Origin of the sequence: Nocardia sp. FBN12 (assembly GCF_050320175.1) — a bacterium.
GTDB lineage: Bacteria > Actinomycetota > Actinomycetes > Mycobacteriales > Mycobacteriaceae > Nocardia.
In genome coordinates, this window is record NZ_CP190048.1 from 4,585,982 (window position 1) to 4,599,571 (window position 13,590).

A 13,590-nucleotide genomic window follows, 5' to 3' on the forward strand; every position below is an offset into this window, starting at 1 on the left:
TTTTGCTCCCTAACGATGTCGAGGTCGGGAGCCATGATCGCATGTCCGGTAACCGCCGAGTAACTGAACCCGTTACATTCTTGTGAGCAAAAGTAACAATATCGGCCGATTCACCTTCCCACGGCCCGCAGCTCCGTTGAGCCTCCCGCCTGCCCCGCACTCTCGCGAAACACCCGCCGCGCGTGCACCGCGACCGGACCGGTCGACCACGGCGCCAAGGTGGTCGTGAACATCAGCTCGCACCACGACAGCGCCGGTATCTCGCCCGCGCACAACGTGGCGATCAGCGAGAGCTCGGTGTCGTGCCCCAGCCACGACGCCACCAACCACGAGGCGTCGAATCGGCCGAGGAATTCTTCCGCGTCCGCCGGCGGTCCGTGCGGTGTGTCGACGGTCAGGTGGACGACCGCGGCGACGGCGTGGCGCATCGTGGCGTCCATGCCGACGGCGTCGTGCAGCAGCAGACTTTCCAGTGCCGAGCGCAGTTCCATCGAGGGATCGAGTGCCAGTTCGTGCATGACGAGCCTTTCCTGTGGTTCGGACTGCTGGTCGAGGCCGCCGGTGATCGCGCGCAGCGCCGGTATCGGCGGTGGCGCTTCCGGATCGACGAGTTCGGTCAACGGGCCCGATGTCCAGTCGAGCCTGCCGAAGGCCTGGCACCAGTCCAGGGCCGGATTGTCGTCGGTGACAACCAGTTCCAGCGCCAGTCCGGCCATCGAGGCGGTGCAGGCCAGGGTGATGGCGTCGAGTCCCGGTTCGCTGACCGACAGGTGCAAGGTCACTTTCTCGACTCCGGTGTCCTCGCGCGCTCGGCCCGCGAGCCAGATCGCGCGGCCCGCCGCTCCCATCGCGGCGGTGCGCTGGTCACCGCGCGGATGGTCGGCGTCGGCGTCGATGAACGGGCCGTACCAGATCGCCCTGCCCTCCGCGTCGCAGACCGCGAATGTCGCCGAGACGCCGTCGCCCGCGGCCGCCAGACTTATGTGTGCGTCGAGCCCTTGCTCCGTCACCCTCATCAAAATCCCCATTTTCCGATTCGAGCCGAATATCGCCTGCGCCCTCTATCCAATCGGCCATGAACAGACATGTCCACAGGGCGCGCACAAAAATGTCGCCCCGGTGAGGGACATACACTCGTCAGTGAATTCACAGGACGGGCGCTACACCGAACAGGCGACACCGCATTCGGTCCGCAACCGGGCGAAATCGACTGATTCGCTTGTATGTTCCGAACATGCCCTTCGTGCACTCCGATTCTGTGAACATTCATTTCCGCACCGACGCCGTCCACGGTCCGACGCTGTTGCTCGCCCACGGATTCCTCATGGACGAATCCATGTTCGACCCGCTCCGGAAAGTCCTGGCACACACCGATATCAATGTCGTCGCCTGGGACGCGCGCGGTCACGGCCGCACCGGCTACGGCGACAACCCACGCTTCGACTACTGGGATCTGGCCACCGACGGCCTGCGGGTGCTCGACGCACTCGGCATCGAGCACGCCGTTGTCGGCGGCGTGAGCCAGGGCGGTTACGCGGCATTGCGCATGGCGTTGCTCGCTCCCGACCGCGTCACCGGGCTGGCATTGCTCGATACCGAAGCCGATGCGTGCACCAGGGCCGACGAGACCTATTACGAGAACTTCTTCGACGAATGGTGTGGCACCGGCGCATTGCGGCCACTGGCGCAAGATCTCGCCCCGCGCTTGATCGGCGGCAACGATCCGCGAATCTGGCAGACCTGGATCACCCGCTGGCTCGCCGCCGATCGCACCGCGATCCGTCCCGCGGCCGACTGCCTGATCGGGCGCGAGTCGGTGCACGGGCGGCTCGGCGAGATCACCGTGCCCGCCCTCGTCCTGCGCGGCGAAAACGACCTCAGCAGCACCGCGGACAAGTGCGCGCGGTTGGCGGCCGGGCTGCCCGGCGCGAGCGGTGTGCGCACGGTGGCGGGTGCGGGCCACGGCTGTGCGCTGACCCATCCCGAGCCGGTTGCCGCGGCGCTGTCGAGTCTGGTCACGGCCTGCACCAAGTACGCCGTCGAGCCGGTGGCAGCCGCGGGCATCTAGTCGTCGGGACCACGAACGCCCAGGTAGTACTGGATGCGGCCGGGGTAGGCGACGGAGTCGAGCCGGAACAGCTGCACGTCGACGGTGTAGTACTCGCCGGTGTGCAGATCGCACAGGCGCATGGCGGCGTGATCGCGACCGTAAACGGTGTCGCCGTCGTCCCAGATGCGGCGGAAGTCGCGGTATTGCGCCAATTCGTCGAGCAGTTCGGTGGCCCACTCACCGCCGCCCTGCTGACCGATCAGCCCGCGCAGCCAGTGCACGGTGAGCGTGGATTCCTTCTCCCACTCCACCATTACTTTGCGCGAGATCGGGTTGCCGAAGAACCAGCGCAGAATATTGACGTCTTCGACCAGACCGGGGAACGCGCGATCATAGGATTCGTTGCCCGCGAGCACGTTCCAGCGCGTGTCGACATAGGCCGCCAGGTCCGGTTCCTGTAGTGCCAGGGTCCGGCGCATCTCGGCGCTGATCTCGGCGCGCAGATCCTCGACCGTCGGATTGTCCACCGGCGCGAGCCCGGCCAGATCGAACAGATGTCTGCGTTCGATATCGGTCACCGGCGCGATCCGATCGAGGTAGCGCACGAGCGCCTCGATCACCGCACGCGTCGGCCGGTCGCGGTCCCCGCTCTCCAAATGCGTGATGTAACTCGAGCTGACTCCCGCCGCGAACGCGAGCTTTTCCCGGGAAATCCGCCGATCGTCGCGAAGCCGCCGCAGCAACCCGCCGAGCGTCGGCGGTTTCGGCGGCCCATCAGGTCCGTCGAACGATGACTTCGGTATCACCCCAACCCTCCCTGTCTGCACCGCCCCATACTGGATGACCGCTCAACCTCGAACCAACCGCCGACCGGAAAAGATGCCGTTTCTTTATATTGGCGCTGTGCCATTTGGGTAGTTACCCTCGGGCAACTGTGCGTTCGGTCACGAAATGCGGTGTCCTGAACCGAATTAAAAGGATTCGAATTCGCGCCGTTCAAGAGTGCTATAGGATTCCGCGCGGCTCACCCGCGGCCGCTGCGGGCCGCCCGTCCGAGACCTTCGCCTGCCCACCCGTCGCACCGAGGGAGTCCGCCCGGCTCGGTGACGCCACCGCCGGCGACCCGATCACGGTGCCCGACGCCGACAGGGTCGGCCATAGTTGTGCGTGGCGTCACATCAGCGCTGTTCAGCAGGCACGCCAGGTGTGTAAACAAATGTAAACCGCGGGAGAACCAGTCGTTTCCGAAGCATCACCGCCGACCTCCCGCCGCACCCTCCGATCACCCCGTTCGGCCAGCTCGCGGCTCGTTCACCCTGGTGAGCCCCCGATCGCGAACGACGCCACGCGTCTCCCCCGTGACCACGACATTGCGCCGACCTCACAGCTCACCGTGGCCCGAATCCGGATGTGAAAAGTTCGTTTTGCCGAAGGAGTCGGCCTCTTTACAGTTCCCCTCAACAGCCCGATTTCACAGTTCGAAGGGGGCGTCGTGGTTAATTCGCGTACGCAAGGTCCGTCGCCCGCCGATTTCGGCGACACATTGCTGAACCTCGGTAAGTATTTCCAGCGGGGCGAGGCCTCGCCCGACAACCGGTCCATCTACAAGGTCGGTGGCCGCGATGCCGACGAGTTCTACCGCGACCGCTGGTCGCACGACAAGGTGGTGCGCTCCACCCACGGCGTGAACTGCACCGGCTCGTGCTCCTGGAAGATCTACGTCAAGGACGGCGTGATCACCTGGGAGTCCCAGCAGACCGACTACCCGTCGGTGGGCTCGGACAAGCCCGAGTACGAACCGCGCGGCTGCCCACGTGGCGCCTCCTTCTCCTGGTACACCTACTCCCCGGCCCGCGTGCGCTACCCGTATGTGCGTGGCACACTGCTCGACCTGTACCGCAAGGCCAAGGCCGAGCTCAAGGACCCGGTGCTGGCGTGGGAGTCGATCGTCGAGGACCCGGCCAAGGCCAAGGCCTACAAGATGGCGCGCGGCAAGGGCGGATTCGTCCGCGCCGAATGGTGGGAAGCCGCCGAAATCGCCGCCGCCGCACATGTTTACACGATCAAGCAGTACGGGCCCGACCGGGTGGCCGGCTTCTCGCCGATCCCCGCGATGTCGATGGTCAGCCATGCCACCGGCGCGCGCTTCGTGTCGCTGATCGGCGGCTACATGCTCTCGTTCTACGACTGGTACGCCGACCTGCCGGTGGCCTCGCCGCAGGTGTTCGGCGATCAGACCGACGTGCCGGAGTCGGCCGACTGGTTCGACGCGGGCTACCTCATCATGTGGGGCTCCAACGTCCCGGTGACCCGTACACCTGACGCGCACTACATGACCGAGGCGCGCTACCGCGGCCAGAAGGTCGTGGTGGTCTCCCCCGACTACGCCGACAACACCAAGTTCGCCGACGAGTGGGTGGCCGCGCGGCCGGGAACCGATGCGGCGCTGGCGATGTCGATGGGGCACGTGGTGCTCAAGGAGTTCTTCATCGAGAAGCAGACTCCGATGTTCACCGACTACATCAAGTCCTACACCGATCTGCCGTACCTGATCTGCCTCGACGAGGCGGCAGATCAGGACGGCGCCCTACCCGGCAAGTTCCTCACCGCCGCGGATCTCGGCCACACCGGCGAGGGCGTCGAGCACAAGCCGGTGCTGCTGGACCAGGCCGGAAACCCGGTGGTGCCCAACGGTTCACTGGGTCACCGCTTCGGCGAGGGCGACGCGGGCAAGTGGAACCTCGACCTCGACGGCGTCGACCCGCTGCTCACCCTGCTCGGCCACTCCGACGACGCACCCGCCACCATCGCGCTGCCGCGCTTCGACACCGATGTCGCCGGTTCGATCATCCGCGGCGTGCCGACGAAAATCGTTGCGGGCAAGCGGGTTACCACCGTATTCGACCTGCTGCTGGCCCAGTACGGCGTCGGCCGCGACGGTCTGCCGGGCGAGTGGGCCAAGGGCTATGACGATGCCGAGTCGCCGTACACCCCAGCGTGGCAGGAGGCAATCACCGGAGTGCCCGCCGTTCAGGCGGCGCGCATCGGACGCGAATTCGCCGACAACGCCGAACGTTCCGGCGGTCGCTCGATGATCCTGATGGGCGCGGGCACCAACCACTGGTTCCACTCCGACCAGATCTACCGCGCCTTCTTCACCTTGACGCTACTCACCGGCTGCCAGGGCAAGAACGGTGGCGGCTGGGCCCACTACGTCGGCCAGGAGAAGTGCCGTCCCGTAACCGGCTGGGCCACTTTGGCTTCGGCGAGCGACTGGCAGCGGCCGCCGCGCCAGATGCAGGGCACCGTGTTCTGGTACCTGACCAATGATCAGTGGCGCTACGACCCGTTCACCTCGGACTCGTTCGCGTCGCCCCTTGGCAAGGGCAAGTTCGCCGGGCGTACGGCCGCCGACAACATCGCCCTGGCGAGTCGTCTGGGCTGGATGCCCAGCTATCCGACCTTCAACCGCAATCCCCTCGACCTGGCCGATGAGGCCGCCGAAGCAGGCAAGACCCCGGCCGAGCATGTGGTAGCCGGGTTGAAGTCCGGCGACCTGCGCTTCGCCTGCGAAGACCCCGACGCCCCCGAGAACTTCCCGCGCGTACTCACCGTGTGGCGCGCGAACCTGCTCGGCTCCTCGGGCAAGGGCAACGAGTACTTCCAGAAGCACCTGCTCGGCTGCGGCTCCAACCTGCAGACCACCGACGCGACCGGGGTGCGCCCACAGGAACTGGAATGGCGGGAGGAAGGCGCCGAGGGCAAGCTGGATCTGCTGCTCGCACTGGACTTCCGGATGACCAGCACCACCCTGTTCGCCGATATCGTGCTCCCCGCCGCCACCTGGTATGAGAAGCACGACCTGTCCTCGACCGACATGCACCCGTTCGTGCACGCCTTCTCCCCGGCCATCTCCCCGCCGTGGGAGGCCAAGACCGACTTCGAGGCGTTCCACCGGATCGCGCGTGGCTTCTCCTGGCTCGCCGAAAAGCACCTGGGCACACGCAAAGACATCGTCGCGGTGCCGCTGCAGCACGACTCCCCCGACGCGCTGGCGCAGGCCGGCGGCAAGGTTCTGGACTGGAAAGCCGGTGAGTGCGAACCGATTCCGGGCAAGACCATGCCCAAGATCGTGGAGATCGAACGCGACTACACCAAGATCGCGGAGAAGCTGGCCGCGCTCGGGCCGCTGGTGGAGAAGCTCGGCCTGACGACCAAGGGCGTCACCACCTTCCCCGAGGAAGAAGTGGCCTACCTCGCCGGACAGAACGGCACCATCGTCTCCGGCATCGCCGCGGGACGACCGTCGCTGGCCAAGGACACCCACGCCGCCGAAGCCATTCTGTCGCTGTCGGGCACCACCAACGGCCGCCTGGCGGTCGAAGGGTTCGAGGCGCTGGAGCGGCGGACCGGCACCGAACTGGTCGACCTCGCGAAAGAGGCCGAGGGCAAACGGATCACGTTCGCCGATACCCAGGCTCGTCCGGTTCCGGTGATCACCTCGGCTGAATGGTCGGGCTCGGAATCCGGTGGCCGCCGGTACTCGCCGTTCACCATCAATGTCGAGCGGCTCAAGCCGTGGCACACGCTCACCGGTCGCCAGCACTTCTACCTCGACCACGACTGGATGATCGAACTCGGCGAGCAACTGCCGATCTTCCGTCCGCCCCTTGATATGTCGGCGCTGTTCGCGGAGCCGAGCATCGGCAATGTGAGCGGCAACGGTCTCACCGTGCGCTACCTGACCCCGCACTCCAAGTGGTCGATCCACTCGGCCTACCAGGACAACCTGCATATGTTGACGCTCTCGCGCGGCGGTCAGACGATCTGGATGTCGGACGTCGACGCCAAGAAGATCGGCGTGGCGGACAACGACTGGATCGAGGCGATCAACCGCAACGGTGTCGTCGTCGCCCGGGCGATCGTGTCGCACCGCATGCCCGAAGGCACGGTCTTCATGTACCACGCCCAGGACCGCGCGGTCGACGTGCCACGCATCGAAGGCGCCGAGGATACGACCAAGGAAGCCAAGGGCAAGCGCGGCGGTATCCACAACGCGCTCACTCGCGTGCTGATCAAGCCCTCGCACCTGATCGGCGGCTACGCCCAGCAGTCCTTCGCCCTGAACTACCACGGCCCCACCGGAAATCAGCGTGACGAGGTCACGACTATCCGCCGCCGATCGCAAGAAGTGGAGTACTAACCATGCGCGTAATGGCTCAACTTGCGATGGTCATGAACCTGGACAAGTGCATCGGCTGCCACACCTGCTCGGTCACCTGCAAGCAGGCGTGGACCAATCGCGGCGGCACCGAGTACGTCTGGTTCAACAATGTGGAAACCCGTCCGGGACAGGGTTATCCGCGTCAGTACGAGGACCAGGAGAAGTGGAAGGGTGGCTGGACGCTCAACAAGCGCGGCAAGCTGACCCTCAAGTCCGGCTCGCGGTTCAAGCGCCTGATGAACATCTTCGCCAACCCCGACCTGCCCACGGTCGACGACTACTACGAGCCGTGGAGCTACGACTACGACAACCTGCTGTCGTCGCCGCCCATGGACACCACCCCGGTGGCGCGGCCCAAGTCGCTGATCACCGGTGAGGACACCAAGGTCACCTGGGGTGCGAACTGGGACGACGACCTGGGTTCGGGTCCCGAGCAGGTCGGCAAGGACCCCATCCTCGGCAAGCTCGAGACCAAGGTGAAACTGGAGTTCGAAGAGACCTTCATGTTCTACCTGCCGCGCATCTGCGAGCACTGCCTGAACCCCTCGTGCGCCGCGTCGTGCCCCTCCGGCGCGATCTACAAGCGCGAGGAAGACGGCATCGTGCTCGTCGACCAGGACAAGTGCCGTGGTTGGCGCCAGTGCATCACCGGCTGCCCGTACAAGAAGATCTACTTCAACCACAAGACGGGCAAGGCGGAGAAGTGCACCTTCTGCTACCCGCGCGTGGAAGTCGGCATCCCGACGGTGTGCTCGGAGACCTGCGTCGGGCGGCTGCGCTACATCGGCGTGATGCTCTACGACGCCGACGCGGTGCTCGAAGCGGCCCAGGTCACCGACCCGCAGGACCTCTATACCTCGCAGCTCGGCGTGTTCCTCAACCCGCATGACGAGCGCGTGATCGCCGAGGCCGAGAAGGCCGGGATCTCACCGGAATGGATTCAGGCCGCCCAGGATTCGCCGGTCTACAAGCTGATCGTCGACTACCAGCTGGCGCTGCCGCTGCACCCGGAATACCGCACGATGCCGATGGTTTGGTACGTGCCGCCGCTGTCGCCGGTGGTGGATGTGCTCACCGAGACCGGGCACGACGGCGAGGACGTGCGCAACCTGTTCGGCGCCATCGACGCGCTGCGCATCCCGCTCGACTACCTCGCCGAGCTGTTCACCGCAGGCGAGATCGGACCGGTGCGCTCCTCGTTGCAGCGGTTGGCCGGAATGCGGGCGTTCATGCGTTCGGTGAACCTCGGCGAAGAACCCGAACCCCATATCGCGCCGTCGATCGGTCTCGAGCCCGAGGAGATCGAGGCGATGTACCGGTTGCTCGCCATCGCCAAGTACGAGCACCGGTACGTGATCCCGATGGGCGCGACTTCCAAAGCGCACGAACTGGATTCGCTGGCCACCGGGTGCAGTCTCGATACCGACGGCGGACCTGGCATGACCGCGTTCGACCAGGTCGTCGAGAAGTTCTCGCTCTCGGACGTCAATCAGGCTGCGCCGGAGGAGAAGTCGGGCCGGATCAACCTGCTCAACTGGGACGGGCGCAGCACCAGTGGACTCGTGCCGACCACGAACGGCAACGGGGGTACCGGCAACGGCGCCGGTAACGGCAACGGCAGCAACGGCGCTGCCATTACCGACTCACCCGTGAGCGGTGTCGCGCCATGAGTCTGTTGTCGATTCGTAAACGGCCCCAACCGGTTACCGCGATGCCCGAGCACGACCGCTTGGTCGTGTGGCGGCTGGCCGCGTTCCTGCTCGACTACCCCGGCGAGCAGACCCTGGCCATGCTCGACCAGTTGTCCGAGGCCGCAGCGCACTTGCCCGACGAGGTGCAGGCGCAGTTCGCCGAGATATTCGCCTATCTGCGTGACACCCCGGCGATCGAAGTGGCGCAGAGCTACGTCGAGACTTTCGACATGCGCCGCCGCGCCAGCCTGCACCTGACCTTCTACGCCTTCGGCGACACCCGCAAACGCGGCATGGCACTGCTGCGTTTCAAGCACGCCTACCGCCAGGCGGGAGTAGAACTCGGCGACGAGGAACTCCCGGACCACCTGCCGGTGCTGCTGGAATTCGCCGCCACCATCGACCCGATCGGCGGCGAACGCCTGCTCGGCGAGCACGTGCCGGTGCTGGAGCTGTTGCGACTGTCGCTGGGCGACAACAACTCTCCCTACAGCGGTGTCCTCGGCGCGGTCCTCACCACCCTGCCCCCGGTGACCACCGCCGACCGCAGGCGCATCGCCGAACTCGCCGCCCAGGGTCCGCCCGAGGAAGAGGTCGGCCTCGAGCCCTACGCCATGGACCCCGCCCTCTTCGAAGCAACAGAAGGCCGCAGATGAACGCAACCATCCCCCTGCCCGAAGGCCTGTGGCTGATCCTGCCCTACATCGCGGCGACTTCCTTTGTGCTCGGCCATGTCTGGCGCTACCGCTTCGACCAGTTCGGCTGGACCACCCGGTCCTCACAGATCTACGAGTCCAAGCTGCTGCAACTGGGCAGCCCGCTGTTCCACTTCGGCATGCTCGGGGTGTTCGGCGGACATGTCATGGGTCTGTTGATCCCCGAATCCTGGACCGCGGCGATCGGCATCTCCGAGCACGCCTACCACCTCGTCGCGGTCGGCGCGGGCTCGATCGCCGGACTGATGGTCGTCGCGGGGGTGGCGATCCTGTGCTACCGCCGCATCGCCATCCCCGCCGTACGCAAGAACACCAGCCGCAACGACGTCATGATGTACACGCTGCTGACCTTGGCCCTGGTCACCGGCCTGCTCAACACGTGGGGCTCCAACCTGCTGTGGGGCACCTACAACTACCGCACCACGGTCTCCCCCTGGTTCCGCAGCCTGTTCTCGATCAACCCCGAACCGGGCCTGATGGTCGGCGTTCCCTGGACTTTCCAACTCCACGGCCTCGTCGTCCTCGCCCTGGTCTTCGCGTGGCCCTACACTCGCCTGGTCCACATGTTCAGCGCCCCCATCGGCTACCTCACCCGCCCCTACATCGTCTACCGCCGCAAGGAAGTAGACACCAAGGACAAGACCCGCTTCGCCAAGGCATGGGACGCACCGGTCACTCCCGACCGCTGGTAGTTCGTTCGTTTCGGCGCCCGCCCGCGCGCCACGCAGGCGGGGCGTGGTCATGACGCACCGATGAGTTCACGCGGGCCGAACCGTCTTCATTACGGAGCGTCGAGGTGGCACCGTCGCGCTCCGGTGGCCTGCGGGTGCCCGAATCGAGGTTTCTCATGTCCGGTGGGCCCGTGGGTCCAGACCGTGCGGCGCTGTGGGCGATGGCGCACGCCGAGCGCGCCGCCCTCGCCGACGATCTCGCTGACCTCGACGACGACCAGTGGGGCCGACCTTCGCTGTGCGGATCCTGGACCGTCGAGGATGTGCTCGCTCATCTCACGGCCGCGGCCAGCGTCGGCCGGGTGCGCTGGGTGACCAGCGTCCTCGGCGCCCGCTTCGACTTCGACAAACACAACGAACGACGCAAGGCCGAGCATCTCGGGAAGACGCCGGCCGAGACCCTCGCACTGTTCCGGGCGATCATCCCCAGTACGACCTCGGCCCCAGGCCCCACGGCGGCCTGGCTCGGCGAGGTCATCGTCCACGCCCAGGACATCCGCCGCCCGCTCGGCCTGGGTTACACACCGTCGATCGAAGCGACCACCGCCGTCGCCGAGTTCTACGCGAGCCGCGATTTCACCGTCCCCGGCCGCACACTCACCGAAGGTCTGCGGCTGGAAGCGACCGACGGCCCGTTCACGACCGGAACCGGACCACTGATCAGCGGAACTACGATCGCGCTGACCATGGCGATGGCCGGGCGGGCCGCCTACTGCGACGACCTCACCGGGCCCGGCGCACCCGCCCTCACCGACCGCGTGACCGCGGGGACGGTCGACGGCTGACGGAACCTTCGCGGAATCCGGCGCAGCGGACCGTTAACGCCCGCGATGGTCGAGCGCCACGGACTCCCGCAGCGCCCACCGACAACAGGCTGAGATCCCAGAACTACCCGTCGGTCTCACGTCGACGTGTCGCCCAGTGCCTTGCGAACAGTGTCGAACCACGCCTGGGTGCCGACAAGTCCGGCCTCGATGTCCTTGCGTCCCTTGATGAATCCGAACAGATCGGCGGCATAGCGGCTCAGCACCGTGCCCTCGTTCTCGTCGAATTCGGCCAGCACCTCGGCATCACCGAGTACATAGGCGACAACGGCGACCTGACCTGCCGACCACTCGGTGCGGTGGTTCGCCCAGCCGCCGGAACGGACCGCGCGGGCCCTGGTGAGAAGGTCCTCGCGCAAGGCGTCGCGGCCGGCGTCGGTGGGGTGGCGTGGTTTTCCCCAGGTGATCCGTTTCGCGTCCGACATGTCGCGTCCTCTCGCTGATGTGCGGTGTTTCGCGCGGGGCCGACCGGATTCAGGTCGGACGCCACACGGTCGTCACGTGAGGGTCGCAGATCGGGGCGGGTGCGTCGCGCACCGGGTGCGCGACGTGTCGGTGCCGAGGACCCGGCCGCGGGCGGGTTCGACTGCCTCGCGACCTGGTCGGCGGGTCCTACCCGGCGCGCAGGAATTCCCCCACTCGTTCGGTGCCGAGCACGGGATCGGCTTCGCCCTCGCCGAAGACATAGCGCCCGTTGACGAAGACCGCGGTGACCGTCTCGTCGTTGCGGTTGACCATGCGCGGGAGGTTGCCGAACACAGCGACGGGGCTCTCCGCGTAGGCGTCGAGGGTTTCGTCGAGATGGGCGGGGTCGATGACGACGGCGTCGGCACGGTCGCCCACGCGCAGGTGGCCGGTGTCGAGGCCGTACCAGTCCGCCAGTTCGCCGGTGAGGCGGTGGACCGCGTGCTCGACCGTCATGAACGGCTTCTCGCTGGTCGCGGCATCGTTGACCCGGCGGAGCAGGCGCAGGCCGAAGTTGTAGAAGGCCATGTTGCGCAGGTGGGCGCCCGCGTCGGAGAAGCCGAGCTGCACCGACGGGTCGGCGGCCAGGATGTCGGCCACCTCGGGGCGGTGGTTGGAAATGGTGGTGCGCCAGCGCAGTTTGTCGCCGTGTTCGACGACGAGGTCGAGGAACGCGTCGACCGGGTGCAGGCCGCCGCGATCGACGCCGACCTCACCGAAGGTCTTGCCGATGACGGTCTCGTCGGGGCACTCGACGATATCGGCGTCGAAGAAGTCACGGTGCCAGGCGCGGGGGCCGTACTTGTTGTCGTAGTCCTTGCGGAACGAGCGGCGGTACTCCTCGTCCTGCATGAGGTGACGCTGCTCGTCGATGTGATCGGCCAGGTGCAAAGCGGCCGCGCCGGAACCGAACTCCTCGAACACCGGCAGCGAGATGCCGTCGGAGTACACCTCGAACGGAACGGGCAGATGCTGCCAGCGGAAGTTGCCGTCGAGCCCGTTGATGATCTTGCCGACGGCGGGGAACATCTTGGACGCGCCCGGCACCGCCTTCACATCGGCCGCCGAGAGCAGGCTCACCTTGAGCGATTTGCGCCATAGGCCGATGCTCGAGACCGCCATCGACACCAAGCTCTTGGGGTTGGTGATGTCGGGGCCACCCTGCAACGCGCGACCGCGCTTGCGCAGGATCGTGTTGAGCCGGTGCCGTTCCTTGCTCTTGGCATACGTGGACGGCAGCGTCCGCGAACGGCAGGTCTCCCCGTCGAGCTTGTCGAAAAGCAGCTGCTGCGAGGACATTCCGACGAAACCGGCGTCGAGTGCGTCGGTGAGCATGCGCTCGATCTCGGCCAGCTCATCCTTGGACGGTTTCACTTCCTTGCGGGTGGAGCGGTCGAGCCCCATCACCGCCGCCCGAATATCGGAGTGGCCGATGAAGCCCGCCAGATTCGGTCCGAGCGGCGACTGCTCGAGCGCGGCGACGTATTCGCTTGCGGTACTCCAGGTCTGGACGTCGTTCATCGCGCCGACGACGTACGGGCGCGGGATGGCCTCGACCCTGCCGAACAGGTCGCCCGCGGTCTCACCGTCGACGTGCACGGTCGAGAGCGAGCACGAACCCAGCAGCACGGTGGTGATGCCGTGGCGCACCGACTCCGACAGCGACGGGTCGAGCAGGACCTCCACGTCGTAGTGGGTGTGGATGTCGATCATGCCGGGGACAACCCATTTGCCCGTCGCGTCGACGACGCGGGAGCAGCCGGTTTCGTCGAGCGGGGTCTCCGAGATCTCGGCCACCTTGCCGTCGATGATGCCGAGGTGACGGACCGCGGATGGGGCGCCGGTGCCGTCGAACCAACGGCCACCCTTGATGATGCTGTCGAACATGT

At 66.4% G+C, this 13,590-nt stretch carries 10 protein-coding genes; 6 read left to right on the forward strand and 4 right to left on the reverse strand.

Going from position 1 to position 13,590, the window contains the following annotated elements:
* Positions 1-110: 110 nt before the first annotated feature.
* Positions 111-1,016 (reverse strand): hypothetical protein, encoded by a 906-nt coding sequence (locus ACQHI0_RS21740; protein WP_427903682.1) that lies wholly within the window; start codon positions 1,014-1,016, stop codon positions 111-113.
* A 218-nt stretch (positions 1,017-1,234) separates the two neighbouring features.
* Here ACQHI0_RS21740 and ACQHI0_RS21745 point away from each other — a divergent pair, with 218 nt between their 5' ends.
* Complete coding sequence (locus tag ACQHI0_RS21745) at positions 1,235-2,068, forward strand: alpha/beta fold hydrolase (RefSeq protein ID WP_427903683.1); 834 nt, start codon at positions 1,235-1,237, stop codon at positions 2,066-2,068.
* Here the strand turns inward: ACQHI0_RS21745 and ACQHI0_RS21750 are convergent.
* Positions 2,065-2,856 (reverse strand): helix-turn-helix transcriptional regulator, encoded by a 792-nt coding sequence (locus ACQHI0_RS21750; RefSeq protein WP_427903684.1) that lies wholly within the window; start codon positions 2,854-2,856, stop codon positions 2,065-2,067. The genes ACQHI0_RS21745 and ACQHI0_RS21750 overlap by 4 nt on opposite strands.
* Before the next feature lie 686 nt (positions 2,857-3,542).
* Between ACQHI0_RS21750 and ACQHI0_RS21755 the strand changes: the two genes are divergently transcribed.
* From ACQHI0_RS21755 to ACQHI0_RS21775, 5 genes are all read left to right on the forward strand, one after another.
* Complete coding sequence (locus ACQHI0_RS21755) at positions 3,543-7,253, forward strand: nitrate reductase subunit alpha (protein ID WP_427903685.1); 3,711 nt, start codon at positions 3,543-3,545, stop codon at positions 7,251-7,253.
* Between the two features lie 11 nt (positions 7,254-7,264).
* Positions 7,265-8,944, forward strand: coding sequence for a nitrate reductase subunit beta (gene narH, locus ACQHI0_RS21760; RefSeq protein WP_427903686.1), 1,680 nt, complete (start codon positions 7,265-7,267; stop codon positions 8,942-8,944).
* Positions 8,941-9,621, forward strand: a complete 681-nt coding sequence (narJ, locus tag ACQHI0_RS21765; RefSeq protein ID WP_427903687.1) for a nitrate reductase molybdenum cofactor assembly chaperone — start codon at positions 8,941-8,943, stop codon at positions 9,619-9,621. Before narH ends, narJ begins: the two co-directional genes overlap by 4 nt.
* Positions 9,618-10,373: a respiratory nitrate reductase subunit gamma gene (gene narI / locus ACQHI0_RS21770; RefSeq protein WP_427903688.1), complete on the forward strand. Its 756-nt coding sequence runs from the start codon at positions 9,618-9,620 to the stop codon at positions 10,371-10,373. The genes narJ and narI overlap by 4 nt, the downstream gene beginning before the upstream one ends.
* 104 nt (positions 10,374-10,477) lie before the next feature.
* Positions 10,478-11,197: a maleylpyruvate isomerase family mycothiol-dependent enzyme gene (locus tag ACQHI0_RS21775; protein ID WP_427903689.1), complete on the forward strand. Its 720-nt coding sequence runs from the start codon at positions 10,478-10,480 to the stop codon at positions 11,195-11,197.
* 116 nt (positions 11,198-11,313) lie between these two features.
* Here the strand turns inward: ACQHI0_RS21775 and ACQHI0_RS21780 are convergent, their stop codons facing one another.
* Together ACQHI0_RS21780 and ACQHI0_RS21785 are read right to left on the reverse strand one after the other, a co-directional pair.
* Positions 11,314-11,661 (reverse strand): hypothetical protein, encoded by a 348-nt coding sequence (locus ACQHI0_RS21780; protein WP_427903690.1) that lies wholly within the window; start codon positions 11,659-11,661, stop codon positions 11,314-11,316.
* A gap of 187 nt (positions 11,662-11,848) precedes the next feature.
* Positions 11,849-13,588 carry an N-acyl-D-amino-acid deacylase family protein gene (locus tag ACQHI0_RS21785; RefSeq protein WP_427903691.1) on the reverse strand — a complete coding sequence of 580 codons (1,740 nt, stop codon included), beginning with the start codon at positions 13,586-13,588 and terminating at the stop codon, positions 11,849-11,851.
* Positions 13,589-13,590: the final 2 nt, after the last annotated feature.

Bases quoted from the DNA above. Each gene is read 5' to 3' on its own strand.
- ACQHI0_RS21740 (WP_427903682.1), bottom strand. From the start codon at position 1,016: ATGAGGGTGACGGAGCAAGGGCTCGACGCACACATAAGTCTGGCGGCC.
- ACQHI0_RS21745 (WP_427903683.1), top strand. From the start codon at position 1,235: ATGCCCTTCGTGCACTCCGATTCTGTGAACATTCATTTCCGCACCGAC.
- narH (WP_427903686.1), top strand. From the start codon at position 7,265: ATGGCTCAACTTGCGATGGTCATGAACCTGGACAAGTGCATCGGCTGC.
- narJ (WP_427903687.1), top strand. From the start codon at position 8,941: ATGAGTCTGTTGTCGATTCGTAAACGGCCCCAACCGGTTACCGCGATG.
- narI (WP_427903688.1), top strand. From the start codon at position 9,618: ATGAACGCAACCATCCCCCTGCCCGAAGGCCTGTGGCTGATCCTGCCC.
- ACQHI0_RS21780 (WP_427903690.1), bottom strand. From the start codon at position 11,661: ATGTCGGACGCGAAACGGATCACCTGGGGAAAACCACGCCACCCCACC.
- ACQHI0_RS21785 (WP_427903691.1), bottom strand. From the start codon at position 13,588: ATGTTCGACAGCATCATCAAGGGTGGCCGTTGGTTCGACGGCACCGGC.